25 protein-coding genes are annotated in these 22,979 nt (G+C 70.6%); 3 read left to right on the forward strand and 22 right to left on the reverse strand.

Annotation, left to right across the window (positions count from 1 at the left end; translation table 11 throughout):
• Positions 1-129: 129 nt before the first annotated feature.
• The gene (locus tag ACFPCY_RS38310; RefSeq protein ID WP_378263893.1) at positions 130-855 is read left to right on the forward strand and encodes a DUF4097 family beta strand repeat-containing protein; all 726 of its coding nucleotides are present in this window, start codon (positions 130-132) and stop codon (positions 853-855) included.
• A gap of 60 nt (positions 856-915) precedes the next feature.
• On the opposite strand, the gene ACFPCY_RS38315 is transcribed toward ACFPCY_RS38310, so the two are convergent.
• From ACFPCY_RS38315 to ACFPCY_RS38385, 15 genes are all read right to left on the reverse strand, one after another.
• Positions 916-2,418, reverse strand: a complete 1,503-nt coding sequence (locus tag ACFPCY_RS38315; protein ID WP_378263895.1) for a M28 family peptidase — start codon at positions 2,416-2,418, stop codon at positions 916-918.
• Between the two features lie 114 nt (positions 2,419-2,532).
• A complete protein-coding gene (locus tag ACFPCY_RS38320) occupies positions 2,533-3,006 on the reverse strand; it encodes a DUF2550 domain-containing protein (RefSeq protein ID WP_378263897.1) in 474 nt (157 codons plus the stop codon).
• A 9-nt stretch (positions 3,007-3,015) separates the two neighbouring features.
• Positions 3,016-3,405, reverse strand: coding sequence for a F0F1 ATP synthase subunit epsilon (locus tag ACFPCY_RS38325; protein WP_378263899.1), 390 nt, complete (start codon positions 3,403-3,405; stop codon positions 3,016-3,018).
• 75 nt (positions 3,406-3,480) lie between these two features.
• Positions 3,481-4,914 carry a F0F1 ATP synthase subunit beta gene (atpD, locus tag ACFPCY_RS38330; RefSeq protein WP_378263901.1) on the reverse strand — a complete coding sequence of 478 codons (1,434 nt, stop codon included), beginning with the start codon at positions 4,912-4,914 and terminating at the stop codon, positions 3,481-3,483.
• Positions 4,915-4,918: 4 nt separating this feature from the next.
• Positions 4,919-5,821, reverse strand: coding sequence for a F0F1 ATP synthase subunit gamma (locus ACFPCY_RS38335; RefSeq protein WP_378263903.1), 903 nt, complete (start codon positions 5,819-5,821; stop codon positions 4,919-4,921).
• A 4-nt stretch (positions 5,822-5,825) separates the two neighbouring features.
• Positions 5,826-7,460, reverse strand: a complete 1,635-nt coding sequence (gene atpA, locus ACFPCY_RS38340) for a F0F1 ATP synthase subunit alpha (protein WP_378263905.1) — start codon at positions 7,458-7,460, stop codon at positions 5,826-5,828.
• Positions 7,461-7,550: 90 nt separating this feature from the next.
• On the reverse strand, positions 7,551-8,369 hold the full coding sequence (locus tag ACFPCY_RS38345) for a F0F1 ATP synthase subunit delta (RefSeq protein WP_378263907.1): 819 nt from the start codon (positions 8,367-8,369) through the stop codon (positions 7,551-7,553).
• On the reverse strand, positions 8,366-8,902 hold the full coding sequence (locus ACFPCY_RS38350) for a F0F1 ATP synthase subunit B (protein ID WP_378263909.1): 537 nt from the start codon (positions 8,900-8,902) through the stop codon (positions 8,366-8,368). The genes ACFPCY_RS38345 and ACFPCY_RS38350 overlap by 4 nt, the downstream gene beginning before the upstream one ends.
• Positions 8,903-8,944: 42 nt before the next feature.
• Entirely contained in the window at positions 8,945-9,184 is a 240-nt protein-coding gene (gene atpE / locus ACFPCY_RS38355; protein WP_253870564.1) for an ATP synthase F0 subunit C, read from the reverse strand.
• 73 nt (positions 9,185-9,257) lie between these two features.
• Complete coding sequence (atpB, locus tag ACFPCY_RS38360) at positions 9,258-10,067, reverse strand: F0F1 ATP synthase subunit A (protein WP_378263911.1); 810 nt, start codon at positions 10,065-10,067, stop codon at positions 9,258-9,260.
• A gap of 136 nt (positions 10,068-10,203) precedes the next feature.
• Positions 10,204-10,464 (reverse strand): AtpZ/AtpI family protein, encoded by a 261-nt coding sequence (locus tag ACFPCY_RS38365; protein WP_378263913.1) that lies wholly within the window; start codon positions 10,462-10,464, stop codon positions 10,204-10,206.
• Positions 10,465-10,545: 81 nt separating this feature from the next.
• The gene (locus ACFPCY_RS38370) at positions 10,546-10,986 is read right to left on the reverse strand and encodes a hypothetical protein (protein WP_378263915.1); all 441 of its coding nucleotides are present in this window, start codon (positions 10,984-10,986) and stop codon (positions 10,546-10,548) included.
• A gap of 291 nt (positions 10,987-11,277) precedes the next feature.
• On the reverse strand, positions 11,278-12,477 hold the full coding sequence (locus ACFPCY_RS38375) for a glycosyltransferase family 4 protein (protein WP_378263917.1): 1,200 nt from the start codon (positions 12,475-12,477) through the stop codon (positions 11,278-11,280).
• Positions 12,478-12,599: 122 nt separating this feature from the next.
• Positions 12,600-13,592, reverse strand: a complete 993-nt coding sequence (locus tag ACFPCY_RS38380; protein ID WP_378263919.1) for a DUF2207 domain-containing protein — start codon at positions 13,590-13,592, stop codon at positions 12,600-12,602.
• Between the two features lie 117 nt (positions 13,593-13,709).
• On the reverse strand, positions 13,710-13,859 hold the full coding sequence (locus tag ACFPCY_RS38385) for a hypothetical protein (protein ID WP_378263921.1): 150 nt from the start codon (positions 13,857-13,859) through the stop codon (positions 13,710-13,712).
• An 871-nt stretch (positions 13,860-14,730) separates the two neighbouring features.
• On the opposite strand from ACFPCY_RS38385, the gene ACFPCY_RS38390 reads away from it, so the two are divergent.
• Together ACFPCY_RS38390 and ACFPCY_RS38395 are read left to right on the forward strand one after the other, a co-directional pair.
• Positions 14,731-15,222 (forward strand): hypothetical protein, encoded by a 492-nt coding sequence (locus ACFPCY_RS38390; RefSeq protein ID WP_378263923.1) that lies wholly within the window; start codon positions 14,731-14,733, stop codon positions 15,220-15,222.
• Between the two features lie 371 nt (positions 15,223-15,593).
• A complete protein-coding gene (locus tag ACFPCY_RS38395; RefSeq protein WP_378263925.1) occupies positions 15,594-16,121 on the forward strand; it encodes a hypothetical protein in 528 nt (175 codons plus the stop codon).
• Between the two features lie 163 nt (positions 16,122-16,284).
• On the opposite strand, the gene ACFPCY_RS38400 is transcribed toward ACFPCY_RS38395, so the two are convergent.
• The 7 genes from ACFPCY_RS38400 to ACFPCY_RS38430 all read right to left on the reverse strand — a co-directional run bounded on the left by ACFPCY_RS38400 (position 16,285) and on the right by ACFPCY_RS38430 (position 22,876).
• Positions 16,285-17,154: an L-threonylcarbamoyladenylate synthase gene (locus tag ACFPCY_RS38400; RefSeq protein WP_378263927.1), complete on the reverse strand. Its 870-nt coding sequence runs from the start codon at positions 17,152-17,154 to the stop codon at positions 16,285-16,287.
• 288 nt (positions 17,155-17,442) lie between these two features.
• On the reverse strand, positions 17,443-18,303 hold the full coding sequence (prmC, locus tag ACFPCY_RS38405) for a peptide chain release factor N(5)-glutamine methyltransferase (protein ID WP_378263929.1): 861 nt from the start codon (positions 18,301-18,303) through the stop codon (positions 17,443-17,445).
• Positions 18,300-19,373: a peptide chain release factor 1 gene (gene prfA, locus ACFPCY_RS38410; protein ID WP_378263931.1), complete on the reverse strand. Its 1,074-nt coding sequence runs from the start codon at positions 19,371-19,373 to the stop codon at positions 18,300-18,302. Before prfA ends, prmC begins: the two co-directional genes overlap by 4 nt.
• Positions 19,374-19,464: 91 nt before the next feature.
• Complete coding sequence (gene rpmE, locus ACFPCY_RS38415) at positions 19,465-19,677, reverse strand: 50S ribosomal protein L31 (RefSeq protein ID WP_378263933.1); 213 nt, start codon at positions 19,675-19,677, stop codon at positions 19,465-19,467.
• 232 nt (positions 19,678-19,909) lie between these two features.
• The gene (locus ACFPCY_RS38420) at positions 19,910-20,557 is read right to left on the reverse strand and encodes a response regulator transcription factor (RefSeq protein WP_378263935.1); all 648 of its coding nucleotides are present in this window, start codon (positions 20,555-20,557) and stop codon (positions 19,910-19,912) included.
• A 66-nt stretch (positions 20,558-20,623) separates the two neighbouring features.
• Complete coding sequence (locus ACFPCY_RS38425; protein WP_378263937.1) at positions 20,624-21,496, reverse strand: endo alpha-1,4 polygalactosaminidase; 873 nt, start codon at positions 21,494-21,496, stop codon at positions 20,624-20,626.
• Between the two features lie 60 nt (positions 21,497-21,556).
• Positions 21,557-22,876: a sensor histidine kinase gene (locus ACFPCY_RS38430; RefSeq protein ID WP_378263939.1), complete on the reverse strand. Its 1,320-nt coding sequence runs from the start codon at positions 22,874-22,876 to the stop codon at positions 21,557-21,559.
• Between the last annotated feature and the right edge of the window lie 103 nt (positions 22,877-22,979).

A 22,979-nucleotide genomic window follows, 5' to 3' on the forward strand; every position in this document is an offset into this window, starting at 1 on the left:
GGCGCGCTGATCCGGCGTCGGGGGTGGGGTTAACTCCACCCCCGGTTCGGTAGTCCCCCACCTGGTGCCGCGCGGTCGCGCTCGGGAGGATCTAGATGTTCCGCCTGAGACGACCGAGAGACGCCCCACATGAGCCTGTCCGTGAAGATCCTGCCCGCCACCGCCGCGCTGCTGGCCGTGGTCCCGCTCTCCGCCTGCGGCGTCGGGATCGGCACGGCCGACGCCAAGAAGGAGCAGCGCACCTACACCGTGTCCGACCGGCTGACCGGCCTGAAGGTCACCGGCCGCACCGGAAGCGTGGAGGTCGTCGGCGCGGACGTCTCCGCCGTCACCGTCACCGAGCGCCTGCGGTTCACCGAGAACGGCCGTCCGAACGTCCGCCACCAGGTCACGAACGGGACGCTCGAAGCGACCTACTCGTGCCCCAACTCGTTCTCCCTCACCGGCCACACGTGCGAGGTGGACTACCGGGTCACCGTGCCGCGCGCCCTCGCCGCCGAGGTCCGCACCGACACCGGCGGCATCTCCCTGACGGGCCTCACGGGCGCCGTCACCGCCCGCACCAACACCGGGTCCGTCACCGGCACCGAGCTGCGGCCGGCCGCGTCCGCGCGGTTCAGCGCCCGCACCGACACCGGCAGCGTCCGCCTGACCTTCGGCACCGCCCCGGCGTCCCTGACCGCCCGCGCCAACACCGGACAGGTGAAGATCCTGCTGCCGTCCGCGCAGCGCTACGCGGTCACCGCCGACACCAACACCGGTAAGACCCGCGTGACGATCCCGACGGCGCCCGGCGCGTCCCACACGGTCGACGCCCACACCGACACCGGCGACCTCACCCTCGCCCCCGCCTAGCAACGGCGAGGCCCGGCACAGGGACGCTCTGTGCCGGGCCCGGACGTCTCTGGCGCGTGATCAGCGCACCAGGTGGCTGCCGCGGTACAGCGGGGCGGTCGGCGCGGGCTTGGCGTAGGACCGGCCCGCGCTGAGGGCCTCGCCGTTCACCGGCAGGGTGGACTTGGCGAAGGTCTGGACGGCGAAGGCGACGCCGTCGGCGTTGGTGTCGAGCAGACCCCAGTTGATGTTGGTGATGCGGTCGCACTTGGCGTGGTAGCAGGCGTCGTAGGGCTTGCCCGCCTGGCCGCCGAAGAGCTTCGCCTCGGCGGCGGTCTTGATGCCCTCCGCGCCGGTGTCGATGCCGCCGGCCGGGATGCCAGCCTCCAGGAACGGCCCGTAGTCGGAGCGCCCGTTGAACTCGCTCGGGACGGTCGGCAGCTTCCGCTTGGCGTAGTAGTCGTTGAAGATCTTCTGGATCGCGGCCGAGCCGTGCGGGGCCGTCGGGTCCGAGCCGTTGTAGACGCCGCGGACGCCGTTCGGGGACGCGGTCATGTCGAAGTTCAGGTTCAGCGCGATCTTCGACTTCTGCGCGGCCGAGAGCGAGGCGACGTAGTGCTCGGAGCCGAGCAGGCCCTCCTCCTCGGCGCCCCACCAGGCGAACCGGATCTTGTTCTTCAGGCCCTTCTTGCCCAGCTTGTTCACCTTCTGGGCGATGGCCAGGAGGGTCGAGGTGCCCGAGCCGTTGTCGTTGATGCCGGGGCCCGCGTCCACGCTGTCCAGGTGCGCGCCGACGACCACGACGTTGTCACTGCGGCCGTGCCCGGTCTCGGCGATGACGTTGTTCGCCTTGCGCTTCTCGTTCAGCGTGTCGGTCTTGATGTGCAGCTTGAGGCCGCCCGCGTTCGCCAGCTTCACCAGCTCCGAGCCGACCTTGTAGGTCGGGCCGACGACCGGGAGGGTGGTCGGGCCGCCCAGGGTGCCGCCGACCGGGCCGTCCTCGACGGTGGGCTTCTGGTAGATCACCACCGCGACCGCGCCCGCCGCCTTGGCGTTGGACGCCTTGAGCGCGAAGTCGCAGCCGCCGCGCTGGATCAGCGCGATGGAGCCCTTCGGGAAGGACGCGAAGTCCCCGGCCTGGCAGCCGGAGTCGCCGTCGGTGTTCGCGGCCGGGGTGTCCACCGCGGCGGCGCCCGCGGTCACGTCGCCGCTGCCGGAGTACTGGTAGGTGGAGAAGTCCGCGCCGGTCTTGTAGTCGACCTTGTCCGGCGCGACCTGGCCGAACACCGCCGGGGACCGCTCCTGGAAGTAGTCGAAGTCGAAGTTCTGGACGGTCGGCTCGAACCCGGCCTTCTTCAGCTGGCTGACCACGTACCTGGTCGAGACCGTGAAGCCGGCCTGGCCCGCGGCGCGGTTGCCGCCGTTGTAGTCGGCGATGGTCTGGAGGTTCTCCAGATGCCGCTTGATGTCCTTGACGGTCACCAGCTTCGCGAGGTCCGGCGAGGACTGGGCCGCATGGGCGGACGGCACCGACAGGGTGGTGGCGGTGAGCGCCGCGGCAGCGCCGATGGCGAGCTTGCGCACATGAACTCCCGTGGGGGGACGAACAGGGGTGGCAAGATCATGGACGAAACCGGACAGCTACGACAAGTGTCGCCGCCGGATTTGGCCAACCTGAGATAACTCCGACCGAATCGGTCAGGATTCGTCGCCGGGATCCCCCGGAGGATCCACCGGCGACCCGGGCGGCGCGGCCTCCAGCCACGCCAGGAAACCCGTCAGCGCCGCCGCGCCCATCGCCAGCTCCAGCCGCCGGCCGCCGTCCCGGACCTCGACGACCGTCACGTCCGGCAGCAGGCCCGCCGCCTCATCGCCCGCCGGGACGCGCCGTCCGGCGACGACGAGGCCCCGGCGGTGGATCACCTGCCGGGGCCTGCGCCGGAAACCGAACACGCGGTGCCACTGGAGCACGTCGCCCTTGTACCGGCCGAAGCCGAGCCGCCACGGCCCGGACGACCCGTCCGCCCGCAGCTCGCGCAGCGAGCACTCCACGGTGCCGCCCGCGCGCACGAACAGCCAGCGCCGCACCGTGAGCACGCCGAACACCAGCGCGACCAGCAGGACGACGGCGGCGAGCACCGTGCCCGCGTCCAGAGCCAGGTGTCCGCCCAACGCCGTCGGCTAGGCTTCCGAACCCGCCGCGCGCAGCCGGGCCCGGGCCCGCCGCTCCGCCGTGCCGTCGTCCGCCCCCGCCGCGGTGAGCGCCTCGTCCAGCGCCCGGCGGGCGTCCGCGACGTCCACCTCGGCGCCCAGCTCGGCCTGCTCCGCGAGGACCGACACCTCGTCGTCCGCGATCGAGAAGAACCCGCTGCCGACCATGGCGCTGATCCACTCCCCGCCGTCGGCGGGCTCGATCTTCACCACGCTGCCGTCCAGCAGGACGCCCAGCACCGGGGCGTGGCCCGGCATGATGCCGAGCTGGCCCTCGATGGTCTGCGCGACCACCATCTTGGCCTCGCCGGACCAGACCTCACGCTCCGGTGAGACCAGCCCGACCTTCAGGGTTGCCACGAATCATTCCTCCGAAAACTGGAGCGGACCGCCGGGCCGCGCCCATGTGAGGGGGGCGCGGCCCGGCGGAGCGGACTACTTCTCCAGCTCCTTGGCCTTCTTCTCGACGTCCTCGATGCCGCCGCACATGAAGAACGCCTGCTCGGGGATGTGGTCGTACTTGCCCTCGCAGAGCGCCTTGAACGAGGCGATCGTCTCGTCCTTCGGCACGGTGACACCGGGCTGGCCGGTGAACTGCTCGGCCACGTACATCGGGTGCGACAGGAAGCGCTCGATGCGCCGCGCCCGCTGGACGGTGACCTTGTCCTCCTCCGACAGCTCGTCGATGCCGAGGATCGCGATGATGTCCTGGAGTTCCTTGTACTTCTGCAGGATCCGGATGACCTCCTGCGCCACGGAGTAGTGCTCCTGGCCCAGGATCTGCGGGTCCATGATCCGGGAGGACGAGTCCAGCGGGTCCACCGCCGGGAAGATGCCCTTCTCGGAGATGCCGCGGGAGAGCACGGTCCGCGCGTCGAGGTGCGCGAACGTGGTGTGCGGCGCCGGGTCGGTGATGTCGTCCGCGGGGACGTAGATCGCCTGCATCGAGGTGATCGAGTGACCGCGGGTCGAGGTGATGCGCTCCTGCAGCTCGCCCATCTCGTCCGCCAGCGTGGGCTGGTAGCCCACCGCGGACGGCATGCGGCCGAGCAGCGTGGACACCTCGGAACCGGCCTGGGTGAAGCGGAAGATGTTGTCGATGAACAACATCACGTCCTGCTTCTGGACGTCCCGGAAGTACTCCGCCATGGTCAGGCCCGACAGCGCGACCCGCATGCGGGTGCCCGGCGGCTCGTCCATCTGGCCGAAGACGAGGGCGGTGTCCTTGAGGACGTCCGCCTCCTCCATCTCCACCCAGAGGTCGTTGCCCTCGCGGGTGCGCTCGCCGACGCCGGCGAACACCGAGGTGCCGCCGAAGTTGCGCGCGACGCGGCGGATCATCTCCTGGATGAGGACGGTCTTGCCCACACCCGCGCCGCCGAACAGGCCGATCTTGCCGCCCTTGACGTACGGGGACAGCAGGTCGATGACCTTGATGCCGGTCTCCAGCATCTCGGTCCGCGACTCGAGCTGGTCGAACGCCGGGGGCTTGCGGTGGATCGCCCAGCGCTCGTTGATCTCCAGCGACGCGGTCGGGACGTCCAGGGTCTCGCCCAGGGCGTTCCACACGTGGCCCTTGGTCACGTCGCCGACCGGCACGGAGATCGCCGCGCCGGTGTCGACGACGGCCGCGCCGCGGGTCAGGCCGTCGGTCGGCTGCATCGAGATGGCCCGGACCATGTTGTCGCCCAGCTGCTGGGCGACCTCGAAGGTCAGGGTCTTGGCCTCGCCGCCGAGGGTGATCTCGGCGTGCAGCGCGTTGTTGATGCCGGGGATGGCGTCGGCGGGGAACTCCACGTCGACGACCGGGCCGATGACCCGGGCGACGCGGCCGGTGGCCGTCGCCGTCTCCTCTACCTGTGCGGTCACTCTCTCACTCCCCGCCAGAATCGGCGAGCGCGTCAGCGCCACCGACGATCTCGCTGATTTCCTGGGTGATCGCCGCCTGCCGCGCCTGGTTCATCTGGCGCGTGTAGACACCGATCAGTTCGTTGGCATTGTCGGTCGCCGACTTCATCGCGCGCCGCCGGGCGGCGTGCTCGGACGCGGCCGACTGCAGCATCATGTGGAAGATGCGGCTCTCGATGTAGTTCGGCAGCAGCAGGTCCAGGACGTCGCCCGCGGTCGGCTCGAACTCGTACGCCGGCGGCGTGCCGGCGCCGTCCGCGGCCGTGGCGTCCTCGATCTCCAGCGGGATCAGCCGGCGGACCTGGACCGTCTGCGTCAGCATCGAGACGAACTCGGTGTAGACCACGTGGATCTCACCGACCCCGCCCTCGGCGTCGGTCTTCAGGAAGTCCGCCGCCAGCCGCCGCCCGACCTCCTCGGCGTCCGGGAACGTCGGGCGGTCGCTGAACCCGGTCCACTGCTCGCCCATCTCCCGGTCGCGGAAGCGGTACCAGGTGACACCCTTGTTGCCGACCACGTACGGGACGGGGCGCTTGCCCTCGGCCCGCAGCTTGGCGATCAGGGACTCGGCCTCGCGGATCACGTTGGCGTTGTAGCCGCCCGCGAACCCGCGGTCGCTGGTGATGATCAGCACCGCCGTGCGCGCGTCCTCCGGCTGCTCGTTGAGCAGCGGGTGGTCGATGCCCACGTTGTGGCTGACGAGCGCGGTGAGGGCGCGGACGATCTGGTCGGCGTACGGCTTGGACGCCGCCACCGCCGCCTGCGCCTTCACGATGCGCGACGTCGCGATCATCTCCTGCGCGCGCGTGATCTTCGCGGTGGACTTCACCGACCGGATCTGCTGCCGCAGTTGACGGATCTGGGCCATGACGTCAGCCCTTCTTGACGCGCTTGATCGTCTCCTGCTCGACGGCCTCGTCCGCGATCGGCTCGGCGGACTCGTCGCCGAGCAGGCCGCCCGAACTCGTCTCGAAGCCCTTCTTGAACTCCGTGATGGCGTCCTTCAGGGTGGTCAGGGCGTCGTCGGACAGCTGGCCCGTCTCGCGGATCGCGGTGAGCAGCCCGCCGTGCTGGCGCTCGACGTGGTCGAGGAACTCGGCCTCGAACCGGCGGATGTCCTCCACCGGCACGTCGTCCAGCTCGCCGGACGTGCCCGCCCACACCGAGACGACCTGCTTCTCCACCGGGTACGGCGAACCCTGCGGCTGCTTCAGCAGCTCGACCAGGCGCGCGCCGCGCTCCAGCTGGGCGCGGGACGCCGCGTCCAGGTCGGACGCGAACGCCGCGAACGCCTCCAGGTCGCGGTACTGCGACAGGGCCAGGCGCAGCGTGCCCGCGACCTTCCGCATGCCCTTGATCTGGGCGGAGCCGCCGACGCGGGAGACCGAGATACCGACGTTCACCGCGGGCCGGACGCCCTGGTTGAACAGGTCGGTCTCCAGGAAGCACTGGCCGTCGGTGATGGAGATGACGTTCGTCGGGATGAACGCCGACACGTCGTTGCCCTTGGTCTCGATGATCGGCAGACCGGTCATCGAGCCCGCGCCCATGTCGTCCGACAGCTTCGCGCAGCGCTCCAGCAGGCGCGAGTGCAGGTAGAAGACGTCACCGGGGTACGCCTCGCGGCCCGGCGGGCGGCGCAGCAGCAGCGACACCGCGCGGTACGCCTCGGCCTGCTTCGACAGGTCGTCGAACACGATCAGGACGTGCTTGCCCTGGTACATCCAGTGCTGGCCGATCGCGGAACCGGTGTACGGCGCGATGTACTTGTACCCGGCCGGCTCGGACGCCGGAGCCGCCACGATCGTGGTGTACTCGAGCGCGCCCGCCTCCTCCAGGGTGCGGCGCACGTTCGCGATCGTCGAGCCCTTCTGGCCGACGGCGACGTAGATGCAGCGGACCTGCTTGCTCTCGTCGCCCGACTCCCAGGCTTCCTTCTGGTTCAGGATGGTGTCGATGCAGACCGTCGTCTTGCCGGTCTGCCGGTCACCGATGATCAGCTGTCGCTGGCCGCGGCCGATCGGCGTCATCGCGTCGATCGCCTTGATGCCGGTCTGCAGCGGCTCCTTGACCGACTGCCGCTGCACGACGGTCGGGGCCTGCAGCTCCAGCGCGCGGCGCTCGGTCGACTCGATCGGGCCCTTGCCGTCGATCGGGTTGCCCAGCGCGTCCACGACACGGCCGAGGAAGCCGTCGCCGACCGGCACCGACAGGACCTCGCCGGTGCGGCGGACCTTCTGGCCCTCCTCGATGTCGCTGAAGTCACCCAGAACGATGGCGCCGATCTCGCGGACGTCCAGGTTCAGAGCCAGACCGCGCGTGCCGTCCTCGAACTCCAGGAGTTCGTTGGCCATCGCGGAGGGCAGACCCTCGACGTGGGCGATACCGTCGCCGGAATCGACGACGGTGCCGACCTCTTCGCGCGCGGCGGCCTCGGGCTCGTACGACTGGACGAAGCGCTCCAGCGCGTTCCGGATCTCATCCGGACGGATCGTCAGCTCCGCCATGATTCCTCTCTTGCTCCCTTGGGGCTCAGGTGGCTCGTCGGTGGCTCGTCTGCGGGTGTGTGCGTGCCGAGCGGCGCGAGCCGTCGCTCGTCAGCTCGCGAGCCGCCGGCGGACGTCGTCCAGCCGTCCGGCGATCGTGCCGTCGATGATCTCGTCCCCGATCTGGATCGACAGGCCGCCGATCGTGCTCGGGTCGAGTTCGATGTTGAGGTGTACTTGGTGGCCGTAGGCCGAGGCGAGCACGGCGGCGAGCCGGTTCCGCTGGTCCGCCGACAGGTCCACCGGCGTGCGCACCAGCGCGACCAGCCGCTGCCGCCGCCTGGCGACGAGCCTGCCGTACTCGGCCAGCCCACCTTCCAGGCTACGTCCCCGGGGCCGCAGCACAAGCTCGGTGATCAGCTCGAGCGTCGCGCCGGTCACCTTGCCGGAGAGCAGCGCGTCCAGCAGGCCGGTCTTGCGCTCGTCCGGCAGGCCCGGCGACGACAGCGCCCCGCGCAGCGCGGGATCGCCCTCGACCACCCTGGAGAACCGGAACAGCTCGTCCTCCAGGTCGTCGATCCGGTCGTCCGCCTCGGCGCGGGCGGCCTCGGCGGTGACCGCGAGGGTCTCCACCGCGTCCGACAGCTCCGAGGGCCGGGACCACTTCAGCCGCACCACGTCGGCGACCAGCCCGAGAGCGGCCGGCGAGACCTTGCCCTCGAGCAGGACCTGAACGAGCTGCGCCTTGTCCGCCCCGTCCCGGGACGGGTCGGAGACCGCCCGCCGCAGGCCGTGCTCGCGGTCGAGCAGGTTCAGCACCGCGAACAGGTCGGCGCCGAGCCGTCCCAGGTCGGCGGACGGGATGACCGCCTCCAGCCGCTCCTGGGCCTGCGCCAGCGACGCCCTGCTCACCGCTCCCGTGATGGTCATGATGTGATCTGCTCCCGCGTGCTCGCGCGCCCCTCGAGCTCCTCGAGGAACCGGTCGACGACGCGGCTCTGCCGGGCGCTGTCCTCCAGGGACTCGCCGACGACGCGGCCCGCCAGCTCGACCGACAGGGTGCCGATCTCGGTGCGCAGCGACTGCAGCGCCTGCTGCCGGTCGGCCTCGATCTGGGCGTGCGCCGACTCGACGATCCGCCGGGCCTCGGCCTGCGCCTGCTCGGTGATCTCGGCCTTGATCTGCGCGCCCTCCTCGCGAGCCTCCTCGCGCAGCCGGGCGGCCTCCTTGCGGGCCTCGGCGAGCTGGGCGCGGTACTGCTCCAGCGTCTCCTTGGCCTCGTCCTGCGCCGCCTCGGCGCGCTTGAGGCCGCCCTCGATGGCGTCCGTCCGCTCGGCGAGGGTCTTCTGGATCTGCGGAACCAGCTTCCAGCCGACCAGGAACAGCACGACGAAGAACGCGATCGTGCCGAAGATCAGCTCAGAGGCTTCTGGAACCAGAGGGTTCTCCGACGCCAGAATCATCTTGTTCCCACCTTCCGAAAGTGATGGTTGGAAGGGCGGTTCTTACTTGTGCACGAAGGGCACGACGAAACCGATGAGGGCCAGCGCCTCGGTGAGCGCGAAGCCCAGCAGCATGTTCTGGCGGATGACGTTGGTCAGCTCCGGCTGGCGGGCGATGGCCTGCACGCCCTGACCGAAGATGATGCCCACGCCGATGCCCGGGCCGATGGCGGCCAGACCGTACGCAACGGAGCCCAGGTTGCCCTTGACCTCGGCGACGACGGGAAGCGCTTCAGCGAGCATGTGCTCTTTCCTTTTCACTCGACCGGTGGGGCCGCCCCACCGGAGGGTTGCTTGGTAGCGGGTGTGGTTCAGGTCAGTGGTCCGCGTGCAGGCCGCTCTGGATGTAGCTGGCGGCGAGCAGCGTGAAGATGAACGCCTGGAGGGCCTGGATGAAGAGCTCGAAACCCGTCATCACGATCGTCATCAGGAAGCCGACGACACCGACCCCGGCGCCCAGGACCGTGAGCTTCTCCACCAGGAACCAGTAGGCGACCGAGGCGAAGAAGGCGAGCAGGAGGTGACCGGCGAACATGTTCGCGAACAGTCGGACCGAGTGCGTGAACGGGCGCAGGATGAGGTTCGAGAGCAGCTCGATCGGCGCGAGGATCACGTACAGCGGCTTGGGCAGGCCGGGCGGGAACATCATGTTCTTGAAGTAGCCGACCAGGCCCTGGTGCTTGATGCCGAGGAACAGCATCATCAGGTACACGCAGATCGCGAACACGATCGGGAACGCGATGTGCGAGTTCACCGGCAGGTAGAGAACCGGGACGACGCCCATCCAGTTCATGAACAGGATGAAGAAGAAGGTGGAGAACAGGAACGGCATCCACCGGTCGCCGTCCTTGCCGAGCATCGGCCGGGCGACCTGGTCGCGCACGAACAGGTAGGCGACCTCGCCGACGTTCTGGACGCCCCGCGGCACGAGCTTCGCGCCGGCGAACGCGCGCCAGGCGAAGACGACCACGAGGATCGCGCAGATCCCGACGATCAGGGTGGGCTTGGTGAGCCAGTGCAGCCACGAGGGACCGTCAGGGAACAGCGGGCCCCAGTGGAAGATTTCGAGACCCGGTGCCTCGAACTCGTCTCCACTGCCGGAGGCGAGGAGGTGCGGCGCGCTCACGCGGCAGTCCCTTCGTCAGTGACTCGGCAAGTCAGTCGGTGGTTCTTCGTCGGCTGCGTGCCCGGGGGCAGCGGCGGCATTCCAAAGTCGGCGTAGGGCTTCCCGGCTGCGGGCGGCTTTCGCGTCGGCTCTCGCGTCAGCTCGTTCGCCCGTAGCGGTGGAAGACCAGGTAGAGCGCGAGAGCAAGGCCCACCAGGATTCCGATGGGGAGCAGCGCCGAGGTGCCCAGCCATCGGTCCAGCAGCCAGCCGAGGCCTCCGTACACCGCCATCCCGCTCAAGATGTAGCTCGGGATCGACCAGGCGGCGTTGGCGAAGCCTCGGTGTTCCGAATCGATTCGATCCTGTTCCGAATCCTCGGAGTCCTGCGGATCGGGCCGGTGCCCCTCCTCGCTCATCGCAGGACGGACCATAGCAGGCCACCCCCCCGGTGGTCATATTGGAGTAGTCCAATCCCGCCATGATCATCCGAGGAGTCATCACGGGCTCCGGTCCGCCGGAGTGTGGACGTTCTGGTCGGAGGTGGAGGCGGGGTCCACGTAGAGCTGCTTGGCCTTCAGCGTCGTGCGGATCTCGGCGCCGAGCCAGACGATCGTCACGCCGACGACCGTGAACGCGAACGCCCGCGGGTTCCACGCGGTGGCGTCACTGAACGCGGCGACCAGCGCGAGCATCACCAGCAGCTTGCCGATGTAGCTGAAGACCGCGGCGGCGAACATGAGCTGCGGGGAGACCCGCGAGGCGTAGCTGACCGCGACGACGCTGACGGAGAAGAAGACCAGGACCGTGACCGTGCCGAGCCCCGCGCCGAACGCGCCCTTGGCTCCGGCGAGCAGGGCCGCGGCGACGATGGCGATGGCCCCGGCGAGCGCCGAGGGGATCGCGGCGCCGCGTAGCATCCGGGCGTCGGAAGTATGCATGTGGGCTCCGAGCGGTCACTTTCAGTGGTCGGCTCTTGTTAGTGAAAGGTATCACAAGCGTCCAGAACGTCCACAATTACCCAAGATGTAATGAACGGACGCTCTCCCAACGTCACCTGTGCTCCACGGACTGTAGCCCACGTCAACGTTCGGATTCCGCGGAACGCCGTGGGGCACGCCGGAACCCCGGACCCGCCCACCGCGTCCACGCGGCGACGGCGCCAGTCTAGGAGTAACCGAACCCTGCTCGGACCGCTCGGACGGCCGGGGCAGCCGGCCCCGGACGCCGGATCAGATGTGTTGGCGGTGCTTGCCCGCGGCCGAGTCAGCCGTGGGCGGCGGGGTCGGGGGGAGGCTCGCCGGCTCGGTTGCCGCGGTCGCGGCGGCGCGGCGGCGGTTGACTCGGGGCAGCGCGATCATCAGGACGACGCCGCCGACGGCGACGGTCAGGGTGGCCGACCCCACCAGCAGCAGGTTGCTCGTGGTGGCCATGCCCATCAGCCCGCCCGCCAGCAGGCCGACCCAGAAGTACATGATCAGGACGGCGCGGCGGTGCGAGTGGCCGAGTTCGAGCAGGCGGTGGTGCAGGTGCCGCTTGTCCGGCGCGAACGGCGAGCGGCCGTCGTTGGTGCGGCGCCAGACCGCGAGCAGCATGTCCACGAACGGGACGGCGGCGACCAGCGGGACCATCAGCAGCGGCACGTACAGCGGGAACAGCCGGTAGGTGCCGATGATCGCAGGGTCGAACTGGCCGGTCAGCATGATCGTGGACCCGGACAGCAGCAGACCGATCAGCATCGAGCCGGTGTCGCCCATGAAGATCCGGGCCGGGTTGAAGTTGTGCGGCAGGAAGCCCGCGCAGATCCCGACCAGCACGGCGGCGGTCAGCGTCGGACCGCTCAGCGTCGTGATGCCCTTGGCGTGCGACAGCAGGTAGGCGTAGGAGAACAGGGCCAGCGAGGCGATGCCGACGACGCCCGCGGCCAGGCCGTCCAGGCCGTCGATGAAGTTCACCGCGTTGATCGTCGCGACCACGACCAGCACGGTCAGCGGGACGCCGTAGGCGGGCGGCAGCGACAGCGGCTCGCCCGACGGCAGCGGCAGGACGTACAGCTGGATGCCCTGCATGATGAAGATCCCGGCGGCGGCCACCTGGCCGGCGAACTTGGTGAGCGGGTCGACGCCCCACCGGTCGTCGGCGATGCCGAGCAGCACGATCAGCCCGCCCGCGAGCAGCAGCGCGCGGCCAACGTTCACGTCGCCCTCGGCGAGCACCTGCCGCATTTTGGGCAGTCCGGACGCCACGACGAGCGCCGCGACCATCCCGCCGAACATCGCCAGGCCGCCCAGCCGCGGCGTCGGGATCACGTGGACGTCCCGGTCGCGCGGCGCGGCCTGCGCGCCGAACCAGACCGCGAACTTCCGGACGGCCGGGGTCAGCAGGTAGGTCACGAGGGCGGCGACGAGGATGGTGAGCAGGTACTCCCGCAACGCCCCGCGCCTCCCCTCGTCCGTCGTGTCCGGCGGGTCCCCACGGACCCACGGAAGGGTCTACGTACGACGGCCACCGAATGGTTCCGTCCCGTTCACCCTGGTCGTGTTCCGGGCCAACTCTAATCCTCCCGTCCGTCGCATGGCGCACATTGGCCGCACACCGCCGCCGTTCCGGCGATCCCGAGCGCGAGGCCCGCCACGCTCAGATCGCCGAGTGACACGGCCCACAACCCGTATTGATCAACGTCTGCGGCGGCGTCCGCCAGGACGGCCAGGACGCCCGCGACCAGCAGGATCCGGCCGGTCAGGACACGCCGGCCCGCTCCCGCGAGCCGTCCGCCCGGCGCGGGCCGCCGCAGAACCCACGGCAGCAGCAGCACGGTCAGCGCGAGCAGACCGGTTCCGGCCCACGTCCCGTCCCAATACGGACGGACGTAACGGGGCGGTTCCGGCGTGACGGCTCCCCTGGGCAGCCGTACCCGCACGGTCATGCCCTCATGCGGATCAAGCCCGGTCTGGAGGAAGTCCACGGCGTAGGGCCCGTCCCGGTCCCGCTGGCAGGGCACGGTCGCGTCCCCGACCCCCGCCCGGCAGGACGCCCGCCAGTGCGCTACCGGCGACTCGACCCGCACGGCCGCGTTGGCGATCGGGACCTCCCACGTCGTTCCGATCGCGTCCCAGTCCAGCTCCCAGCGCCCCCCTGCGAGGGGCGTGAACGCCCGTGCGAGGTCGTACTCGATCACGTACGCCTGCCGCCCCCGGACGGTCCGCCCGGCGTCCCCCACGGTGATCTGGAGGTCGTGCGGCAACGTCACCGTCCGCGCCCTCGCCGGAGCCCCGGTGGACGAACTGGTCCGCAGGTCGCGGATCTCGTACATCCGCTGCCCCACCCGATACGGCACCCGCCGCACGAACCCGTGCCCGCCCTCGTCCCCGTAGTCGAAGGTGATCGTCTCCCGGACGCCGACCACCCCGTCCCGCCGAATGCTTAGCACGACGTCGTACGTGGGTACGCCGCCGCCGTCCTCGCGCGCACGCGCGGGAGCGCAGAGGAGCAGGCAGAACAGCGCAGAGAGCCCCGCGACCGCCGCCCCCCGGCTCCGCCCAGGCACCTCGCCCCCAGCTCTCGCTCAGCGACACCCATGCTTCCACTGGCGGCCCCGGCGCGCAGAGGCAACGACGCGATCACTGTCAGCCGCCGGCACTCACTCTCCGCTCACCCTAGCCACTCAGGCAAGACCGTTGGCGAGCGCGATCAGATGCGCCATGACGTCGGTGTCGAGCTCCAGCTCCCGAGCCTTGTCCATCAGCTCGCCGATCTCCGAATACCTCTCCTGCTCGGCGAGGAGTTCCGCGTAGTTCCACACGGCCGTCGGCACTTCTTCCTCTATCCCGCGCCGCAGATACCATTCCGCGCTGACCGGATCTCCCGTTTCCCGATACAGGCGGCCGACGTTGTTGTAGGCCGTCTCCGCCCCATCCTCGATCGCCTGCAGATAGACGGGAATCGCTTTTTCTTGTTGTCAGCTCCGCGAGGGGGTCGTCGATCTCGATGGCCCTGCGGTACCAGGTCACAGCCTCGTCCCAGCGCGCGGGATCCTCACCGAGATGCGACCCGAGATCGTTCATCGCCCGCTGATCGCCGACGTGCAACGCTTTGCGATACCAGCGTTCCGCCTCGTCGCGGTCATCGAGAGCATCGGCGAGGATGGCGGCCACTCGGAGAGCCGATCGCATATGGCCTTGGTCGAAAGCCGATTTCGCGACGGCGAGTGCTTCGTCGGAGCCCACGAGGAAGTCGCCATAACGGCGAGTTGCGTCCTCGATTCCCGCTTCAAGCGCCTGGCGATAGAGGCGATGAGCGGCCTCCGGATCGGAGGCGGCCATTTCGTCGGCTCTGGCCAGCAGATCGTCGCTCATCCGGACGCGCCTTCCCGTCGCGAGAGCACCGTCCGTCGCGAGGTGGCGGCGCCCGGCACGACGCCAGAACCTACCCCGGCCCCTCGGGCAGGCGCGCGGGAATTTTCGGCGTCCGGCACCGCGTACATTCGCCCGGGCGCGGGCATCCGCGGCCACGGCCTCGCCGGGCGGGTGAGCACATCGGGTGCCGCAGGGGGTCGGCGAAGGCGGATCGGTCGTGTGAAGTCGGACCCAACCCCCGAAAGCGGAGGTCTCGGAGATCTCGGACTTGCTACGGTTGCGATCTTCACACTCACTCGCACCCCGCATGTACGCAGATGGAGGACACGTATGCGACGCATCGCCGCTGTGGCGATCACTTCCGGCGCCCTCGCCGCCGGCCTTCTGGCCAGCGCGGGCGCGGCCAGCGCCGACCAGAGCCCGCTGGTCCCGTCGGTCAAGCTCCCGGCCGCCACGTCCGGCGTCGGCGCCGCCGCCACGCACGACTGGGCGACCAAGGACGGCTGGTCGACTCTCAAGGCCTCCGGGACCTACAGCCGCACCAGCAAGAAGGTCACGGCCAAGGTCTGGCTGACCGACTACAAGAAGAACGGCTGGTCGCCGGCGGTCCAGTTCCGGACCTTCACCGGCAAGACCCCCTACGACTCGCGCGTGATCGGCGTTCTCAACCGGAACACCGGCCGTCCCGCCGACCTGAAGTTCACCTTCTACGCGGGCACCTGGTACTCGACGCACACCACCCACCTGTACGTGCGTGAGATCGGCATCAGCGTCTCGAACCCGCGCAAGGCCGCGTTCGGCCCGTGGAAGAAGCTCTACTGAGCCTTCTCTTTCATGATCATTTGAATGGCCGGGCGGCCCTGTCGCCCGGCCATTCGCCATTCCGGGGACGGCCTCGCGGCGAGTGTTCCGGGACCGCATTCGGCCGTTCGGATAAGGATGTGACCAAGGACACAGGGTGATCCGGGCACTTCCGGCGATCACGCGTCGTGGCTGGTCAGTGCGGGTGGCGGCCGGGATGGTAGGGAGGTTCCGGACATGTCCCGAAGGTGTTTGGACGCAGGCCGAAGGGCGCTGGTTCCCGACTTGGGGGTCATTGCTCTGCGTTACTAGAAATGGCGGTTGGCGTCCTGAAGATCCTGCTACGGTTGCGACGATCTTCACCCCGCAATTCCCCCAGAGACGGAGGATTCATGCGACGCATCGCCACCGTGGCGATCACTTCCGGCGCGCTGGTCGCCGGTCTGCTGGCGACCGGCGGCAACGCCTTCGCCGACGACGGCCAGACCCTCAAGGGCTCCGGCGCGGCGCCGACGGCCCCCGCCCCCAGCCTCGCCAAGGGCGAGATGCAGGCGCAGGGCAAGCACAGGTTCACCCTCAAGTACTCGAACCTGTCCGCCACGAGCGCGTGGGGCGACTACTGGTGGGGCCGCTACAAGTACAAGGGCCGCTACTACCGGACCCGCGTCGTGGACGGCTACGTGCGCGACAACAAGCGCGGCCTGAACTCCTGCATGGAGGTCGTGTTCTACGCGGGCAAGGGGCAGAACTTCCGGCCCGACGCCGAGGTCATCTACAACCGGCGCGGCAAGGGCACCACCGATCACCGCGCCATCCAGTCGTGGAACGTCGGCAAGATGTACATGCGCGAGTGCGAGGGCTACCCGACGAAGCACGGGTTCCACATCTCGCACGCGGGCTCGTGGCGCGTGTTCTACTGACCGGCCCATGCCCGCCGCACCGGCGGGCGTGATCGGTAGCTGAACGACGAACGGGGGCTTCCGCCGCTGCGGCTGCGGCGGAAGCCCCCGTTTCGCTTGTCCGGAACTCGTTCGGGCCCACGTTTCGGGCGGTCCGGGATTCCGGAAAGGGTCTGGACGGCGCTCAGGAGGCCGTGCTCGGGCCGTCCTCGCGCGGAGCGGGCTTGGGGTCACCCGCGGGAGCCTCGGGCCGCTGCGCTTCGCTGACGGCCTCAGCCTTCTCGGCCGACGTCGCAGCGACGCCGTTCACGGACGCGTCCTCGGCGCCGGTCTTCGCGGGTGCGGCGTCCTGCTGCGCGGCGGGGTCGGCGGCCACCGCGATCTCGGTGTCGTCGGGCTTGACGTCGTCCTCGTCGGTGAGCAGGACGCCGACGACGGCGCGGATCTTGTCCTCGGAGATCGCGCCCAGGCGGAGCAGGCGCGGGATCGGGCCGGTGATGTCGACGATCGTGGACGCCTCGCCCTGCGCGACCGGGCCGCCGTCCAGGTAGACCTCGACCGAGTCGCCGAGCATCGCCTCGGCCTCGTCGGCGTCGCGCGCGGCGGGCTGGCCGGACAGGTTCGCGCTCGACACGGCCAGCGGGCCGGTCTCCTTGAGCAGCTCGACGGCCAGGGTGTCCATCGGCATCCGGACGGCGACGGTGCCCTTGGTCTCGCCCAGGTCCCACATCAGGTTCGGGTTGGCGCGGCACACGATCGTCAGCGCGCCCGGCCAGAACTCGTCGATCAGGTCCTGGCCGTAGGTGCCGAGGTCGTCGATCAGCGCGGCCGCGGCGCGCACCGAGCCGACCAGGACGGGCGGCGGCATGTCGCGGCCCCGGCCCTTGGCGTTCAGCAGGCCCGTCACCGCGGACGGCGTGAACGCGTCCGCGCCGATCCCGTACACGGTGTCGGTCGGCAGGACGATCAGCTCGCCGCGCCGGACGGCCGACACCGCCTCGGCGATCCCGCGCGTCCGCTCCATCGGATCCGAGCAGTCATAACGTCGGCTCACGGTCGTCCCCGCCAAACTCGGCTTGCTTCGCTGACGGGAGCAAGACTATCGGCGCGCGGGCATTGCATGGTCCGCCCCCGAGGGGGCCGCGTCAGGACGCGCCGGCACGCCGCGCCGGCACGCCGCGGTCGGAGTCGCTAGGCGCCGACATACGCGCGCGCAGGACGCGTTGTCCGACCCGCCGATACACGCGCGCGGGACGCGTTGTCCGACCCGCCGATACACGCGCGCGGGACGCGGTGTCCGACCCGCCGATATGCGCGCGCGGACGCGTCGTCCGGCGAGCGGTCAGTTGGTGCCGAGGCGGGCGGTGACGAAGCGGTCGCGGTTGGTGAGGTCCTTGTGGTTGCGGACGTCCCGCCAGCCGTTCTCCTCGGCGAAGATCCAGTAGACGGCGGTGCCCTGGAGGTCGCTGTGCTCGACGGCGACGTGGCCGCCGGGGCGGAGTAGGCGGCGGGCGGTGCGCTCGACGGCGCGGATGGCGTCCAGGCCGTCCTCGCCGCCGCCCCACAGGGCGTCGGCCGGGTCGTGGTCGCGGACGTCCGCCGGGACGTACTCCCACTCGCTCATCGGGATGTACGGCGGGTTCGACACGACGAGGTCGACCGTGCCGTTCAGCTCGGGGAGCGCGGTCGCGAAGTCGCCCAGGTGCAGCTTCACCTGGCCGCGCTCGTCGAGGTCCTCGATGTTGCGGTCGGTGTGGACGTAGGCGGTCGGGTCCTTCTCGACGGCGTGGACGCGCGCGCGGGGCGCCTCCTGCGCGAGCGAGAGGGCGATCGCGCCGGAGCCGGTGCCGAGATCGACGACGAGCGGGTCCTGGACGTCCATGTCGCGGAGGGTCTCCAGGGCCCAGCCGACCATGACCTCGGTCTCCGGGCGCGGGACGAACACGCCCGGCCCGACCTTCAGCTCCAGGTACCGGAAGAACGCGCGGCCGGTGATGTGCTGCAGCGGCTCGCCGGCCTCGCGGCGCGCCACGTACTCCCAGAACAGCGCGTCGAACGCGGCGTCCGGGACGGTGTGCAGCTCGGCGCGGCTCACCTCGTGGACGGCGGCGGCGAGCTCCTCGGCGTCCGCGCGCGGGGAGGCGACCCCGGCGTCGGCGAGCCGTGCCGTGGCCCTGGCGATCTCGTCGAGCAGCAGGTTCATGACGCTTGCTGGGCCTCCGCGAGGCGTCGCTCGGTGTCGGCGTCCACGAGGGCCTGGATCACGTTGTGCAGGTCGCCGTCGAGGACCTGGTCCAGGTTGTACGCCTTGTAGCCCACCCGGTGGTCGGAGATCCGGTTCTCCGGGTAGTTGTAGGTGCGCACCCGCTCGGACCGGTCGACCGTCCGGACCTGCGACTTGCGCTCGGCGGACGCCGCGGCCTCCGCCTCCTCCTGCGCCATCGCCAGCAGCCGGGACCGCAGGATGCGCAGGGCCTGCTCCTTGTTCTGGAGCTGGGACTTCTCGTTCTGGCAGGAGACGACCACGCCGGTCGCCAGGTGCGTGATGCGGACCGCCGAGTCGGTGGTGTTGACCGACTGGCCGCCCGGCCCGGACGACCGGTAGACGTCGATGCGCAGGTCGTTCGGGTCGATCTGGACGTCCACCTCCTCGGCCTCCGGGGTGACGAGCACGCCGACGGCGGAGGTGTGGATGCGGCCCTGCGACTCGGTCGCGGGCACCCGCTGGACGCGGTGGACGCCGCCCTCGAACTTCAGCCGCGTCCAGACGCCCTCGGCGTCCGCGCCGCCGGCCTTGTTCTTCACCGCGACCGTGACGTCCTTGTACCCGCCGAGGTCGGACGGGTGGGAGTCGATGATCTCGGTCTTCCAGCCGATCCGCTCGGCGTACCGGAGGTACATGCGGAGCAGGTCGCCGGCGAACAGGGCGGACTCCTCGCCGCCCTCGCCCGCCTTGATCTCGAGGATCACGTCCTTGTCGTCGCTGGGGTCGCGGGGCAGCAGCAGGTGCCGCAGCCGCTCCTCCAGCTCGCCGACGTGGCGGTCGAGCTCCTCGGCCTCGGCGGCGAAGGCCGGGTCCTCACCGGCGAGCTCGCGGGCGGCGGCGAGGTCGTCCTCGGTCGCGCCGAGCTCGCGGTACGTCTCGACGATCGGGCGCAGCTGGGCGTACCGCTTGCCCAGCCTGCGGGCGAGCGCCTGGTCGGCGTGGACCGACGGGTCGGCGAGCCGGCCCTCGATGTCGGTGTATTCGCTGATGAGTTCGTCGAGTTTCACGGTGGGTCCCGGCCTGGTAGCAGACTTGAGCGGGGCCCGGGGACGGCTCGTCCCCGGGCCCCCGGTTCAGCGCTGTGGTGCAGGCCGCGGGCTACTTGGCCTTCCTGCCGAAGCGCTGCTCGAAGCGCGCCACCCGGCCGCCGGTGTCGAGGATCTTCTGCTTGCCCGTGTAGAACGGGTGGCAGTTGGAGCAGACGTCGGAGTTGATGACGCCGTTCTCGGCGGTGCTCCGCGTCTCGAAGGTGTTACCGCACGTGCACGTCACCGTGGTGACGACATAGTTCGGGTGGATCTCGGGCTTCAAGGGTCTTCTCCTCGCTCTGGGCGGTCGCCGAACGTCCCGCGACGTGGGGGCGCGAACCGGTACCGCAGCGGTTGCACACCAAGTGTGCCAGATACCCGAACGTGCCGAGGTCACCCGGCATTCCCGACCCGCCGCAATGATCTTCGTCCGGCGCGGTTCCGGGCGTCGGCCCGGGTGAGGTCCGCCACATCGTCCGGGCCGTCCGGGCCTTCCGGGCCTTCCGGGACCGAGGTCAGGCGTGGCCCAGGTAGGTCAGGACGGCCATCACCCGCCGGTGCTCGCCCCCGGCGGGCTGGAGGCCGAGCTTGGCGAAGATGCTGGAGATGTGCTTCTCCACGGCGCCCTCGGTGACGACGAGGTCGGCCGCGATCGCGCCGTTCGTGCGTCCCTGCGCCATCAGCCCGAGCACCTCGTGCTCGCGCGGGGTCAGGCCCTTCAGCGGGTCCCCGGCGCGGCGGCGGCCGAGCAGCTGGCCGATCACCTCGGGGTCGATCACCGTGCCGCCCGCCGCGATCCGGCGGACGGCGTCCACGAACTCCGCGACGTCCGAGACCCGCTCCTTCAGCAGGTAGCCGACGCCCTCAGCGCCGCCGCCGATCAGGTCGGTGGCGTACCGCTCCTCCACGTACTGCGACAGCACGAGGATCGGCGCGCCGGGCAGCCGCTCCCGGACGGCCAGCGCCGCGCGCAGCCCCTCGTCGGTGAAGGACGGCGGCATCCGGACGTCCACGATCGCCAGGTCGGGCCGGTGCTCCTGGACCGCGGCGAGCAGGCCCGGACCGTCCCCGACCTGGGCGACGGTCTCGATGTCCTCGTCCGCCAGCAGCCGGACCAGGCCCTCGCGCAACAGCACCGAGTCCTCGGCGATCACCACCCGCATGCCACCAGTATCCCGGCTCGCTCGATCCCTTCCGCCCGTGACCTGGCCGCCATGTGCCACCGGCCGCTATGCGGGGCAGGCCTGGCGCTGGGCGGTCAGCTCCAGCGGCTTGCGGATCGAGCTGAGGCCCAGCTTGCGCGAGGTCGCGCAGAACTTGCTCAGCGGCAGCTCGTACTCGGCGTGGAACACGGCCTTGCCCGCCTTGACGAACGGGACGAGCTTGCCGCACTCGCCGTACTGCGCGCACTGCTCGTTGACCGCGAAGTCCATGACCCCGACGAGCTGCGGGATCTGGCCGAGGTCGTTCTTGAGCCCGATCGCCAGGCCGTGCTGGTGCGCCACCGTCGCGAGCATCCGGTTGAACGCGAGCTGGTCGCGGGCGGTCAGCTTGAAACCGGTGTCGTTCTTGTAGCCGTCCATCCAGTCCGGCTCGACGCCGTCGAAGCCCTTGCGCTTGCACTGGTCGAGCCGGGCCGACCAGATCGGGCGCAGGACGTCCAGCCGCCGGATGTCCACCCAGCGCTCGCCCGGCCAGTCCGCGACGTTCTTGCCGAGCACGCGCGCCGGGAAGCGCTTGAAGTCCGGACGCCAGTTCTCCGCCGTGCCGATCGAGGTGTAGCAGATCGTGCGCCGCCCGGCCTTCTTCAGCTTGGCGACGGTCGCGGCGGGCGTCTCGAACAGGTCCACGTCGTAGACCTGGGCGCGGACGGAGGTGTCGACGCGTCCGCTGAGCTGCCACTGCCAGGTCGTGCGCGGCTTGGGCCGCCACCAGGACGCCTGGTTCGTCCCCTCCCCGCCGGACGCCGTGCCGGACGCCCGGTCCGACGCCGTGTCCGACGCCGTGTCGGCGGCGTGCTTCCCGCCGCCCGTCCCTCCGCACGCCCCTGCGGCCAGCACGGCCGCCAGGACGAGCGCCAGTCCCCGAATCGAACGCGACATGAGTTCCCCGTCTGCTATGTCGGCAATGATCCGATCATGCCAGCACCGGCGCAGTGCTGATCACCAATCGCAGGGAAGGTCCGCGCGGATCACGGTCGGACCGCCGGGCGGGCTGTCCACGGTGAGGATCCCGTCGATCGTCGCGGCCCGGTCCGCCAGCCCGGCCAGGCCCCCGCCCGGTTCGGACCGCGCGCCGCCCCGGCCGTCGTCCGCGATCTCGACCACGACCCACCGGCCCTCGCGCGCCACCCGCACCGACGCGCTCGACGCGTCCGCGTACTTCGACACGTTCGTCAGGGCCTCGGCCACCACGAAGTACGCGATGCTCTCCACCGCCGCCGGCGGACGCTCGTCCAGCTCGACGTGCACCTCCACCGGCACGGCCGCGCGCCCGGCGAGGCCGGACAGCGCCGCGTCCAGGCCCCGGTCGGTGAGGATCGCCGGGTAGATCCCCCGGGCCAGGTCGCGCAGCTCCGCGATCGCCTCCTTCGCCCCCGCGTGCGCCTGCTCGATCAGCACGCGCGCCGCCTCCGGATCGGTGTCCAGCTTGGCACGCGCCCGCCCGATGTCCATCGCGACCGACAGCAGCCGCTGCTGCGCGCCGTCGTGCAGGTCGCGCTCGATGCGCCGGCGCTCGGCCTCCACGGCGTCCACCCCGCGGGCCCGGCTCGCCCGCAGCCGCTCGGCGCGCGCCCGCAGCTCGGCGTTCTCCTCCTGCGAGACGGACGAGCCCAGCAGGACCCGCGCCCACAGCACGTGCGCGATCGCCATCGCCCGCGTCACGTACAGCGCCGGAACCATCAGGAGCAGCCCGACCAGCGTCGCCCACAGGCCGCTCAACGGATCGCTCACCCAGACCGTCACCGGCCCCACGACGAACTGCAGGCCGTGGCCCCGCGTCGCCAGCAGCGGCGCCAGGACGAGCAGGGCGACCATCGACCAGCAGAACATCCAGACGAGGAACTCGACCATCGCGACGGGGAGCAGGAGCCCCAGATAGACCAGGTCCTTCCAGGTCGCAGGGTCGGCCACGAGCGCCCGCACCTTCGCGAGGACGTTCCGTCCCGGCGGCAGCGGACGGTACGGGTCCTCGATGCGCAGCCCGAACGTCGCGAGCAGCAGGCGCCGTTCCAGCATGGCGCCGCCCCGCCACAGCAGCATCAGCGCGACGAGCATCAGGAGCCCGATCCACAGGACCGACAGCGCCAGCGACAGCAGGCCCCCGACCGCCAGCCCGACGAACCAGAACAGCCCGAACGCGAACGCGAGCGGCGCCTGCGCCACCGCGCGCCACGTCACCGGCGTCCGCAGCATCACCCACGGGCGCCACGACGCGTCCAGCACGGACCTGTCCCAGCCCGTCCGGGCCACCTCGCCCACTTCGCCCCCACCTGATCGTCCGAGCAACCTCCAGCCTGCCCGACCGGGACCGTCCGCCACCATGCGGGACGCACCCCGCCCGACCTGGGGATAACCCCACCCC

Origin of the sequence: Actinomadura gamaensis, from assembly GCF_042652125.1 — a bacterium.
Classification (GTDB): domain Bacteria; phylum Actinomycetota; class Actinomycetes; order Streptosporangiales; family Streptosporangiaceae; genus Spirillospora; species Spirillospora gamaensis.

What these genes read in the sequence shown, in the direction of transcription:
- ACFPCY_RS38310 (WP_378263893.1), top strand. Translation starts at nt 130, where the DNA reads ATGAGCCTGTCCGTGAAGATCCTGCCCGCCACCGCCGCGCTGCTGGCC.
- ACFPCY_RS38335 (WP_378263903.1), bottom strand. Translation starts at nt 5,821, where the DNA reads ATGGCCCAGATCCGTCAACTGCGGCAGCAGATCCGGTCGGTGAAGTCC.
- atpA (WP_378263905.1), bottom strand. Translation starts at nt 7,460, where the DNA reads ATGGCGGAGCTGACGATCCGTCCGGATGAGATCCGGAACGCGCTGGAG.
- ACFPCY_RS38345 (WP_378263907.1), bottom strand. Translation starts at nt 8,369, where the DNA reads ATGACCATCACGGGAGCGGTGAGCAGGGCGTCGCTGGCGCAGGCCCAG.
- ACFPCY_RS38350 (WP_378263909.1), bottom strand. Translation starts at nt 8,902, where the DNA reads ATGATTCTGGCGTCGGAGAACCCTCTGGTTCCAGAAGCCTCTGAGCTG.
- atpE (WP_253870564.1), bottom strand. Translation starts at nt 9,184, where the DNA reads ATGCTCGCTGAAGCGCTTCCCGTCGTCGCCGAGGTCAAGGGCAACCTG.
- ACFPCY_RS38365 (WP_378263913.1), bottom strand. Translation starts at nt 10,464, where the DNA reads ATGAGCGAGGAGGGGCACCGGCCCGATCCGCAGGACTCCGAGGATTCG.
- ACFPCY_RS38370 (WP_378263915.1), bottom strand. Translation starts at nt 10,986, where the DNA reads ATGCATACTTCCGACGCCCGGATGCTACGCGGCGCCGCGATCCCCTCG.
- ACFPCY_RS38390 (WP_378263923.1), top strand. Translation starts at nt 14,731, where the DNA reads ATGCGACGCATCGCCGCTGTGGCGATCACTTCCGGCGCCCTCGCCGCC.
- ACFPCY_RS38395 (WP_378263925.1), top strand. Translation starts at nt 15,594, where the DNA reads ATGCGACGCATCGCCACCGTGGCGATCACTTCCGGCGCGCTGGTCGCC.
- prmC (WP_378263929.1), bottom strand. Translation starts at nt 18,303, where the DNA reads ATGAACCTGCTGCTCGACGAGATCGCCAGGGCCACGGCACGGCTCGCC.
- ACFPCY_RS38420 (WP_378263935.1), bottom strand. Translation starts at nt 20,557, where the DNA reads ATGCGGGTGGTGATCGCCGAGGACTCGGTGCTGTTGCGCGAGGGCCTG.
- ACFPCY_RS38425 (WP_378263937.1), bottom strand. Translation starts at nt 21,496, where the DNA reads ATGTCGCGTTCGATTCGGGGACTGGCGCTCGTCCTGGCGGCCGTGCTG.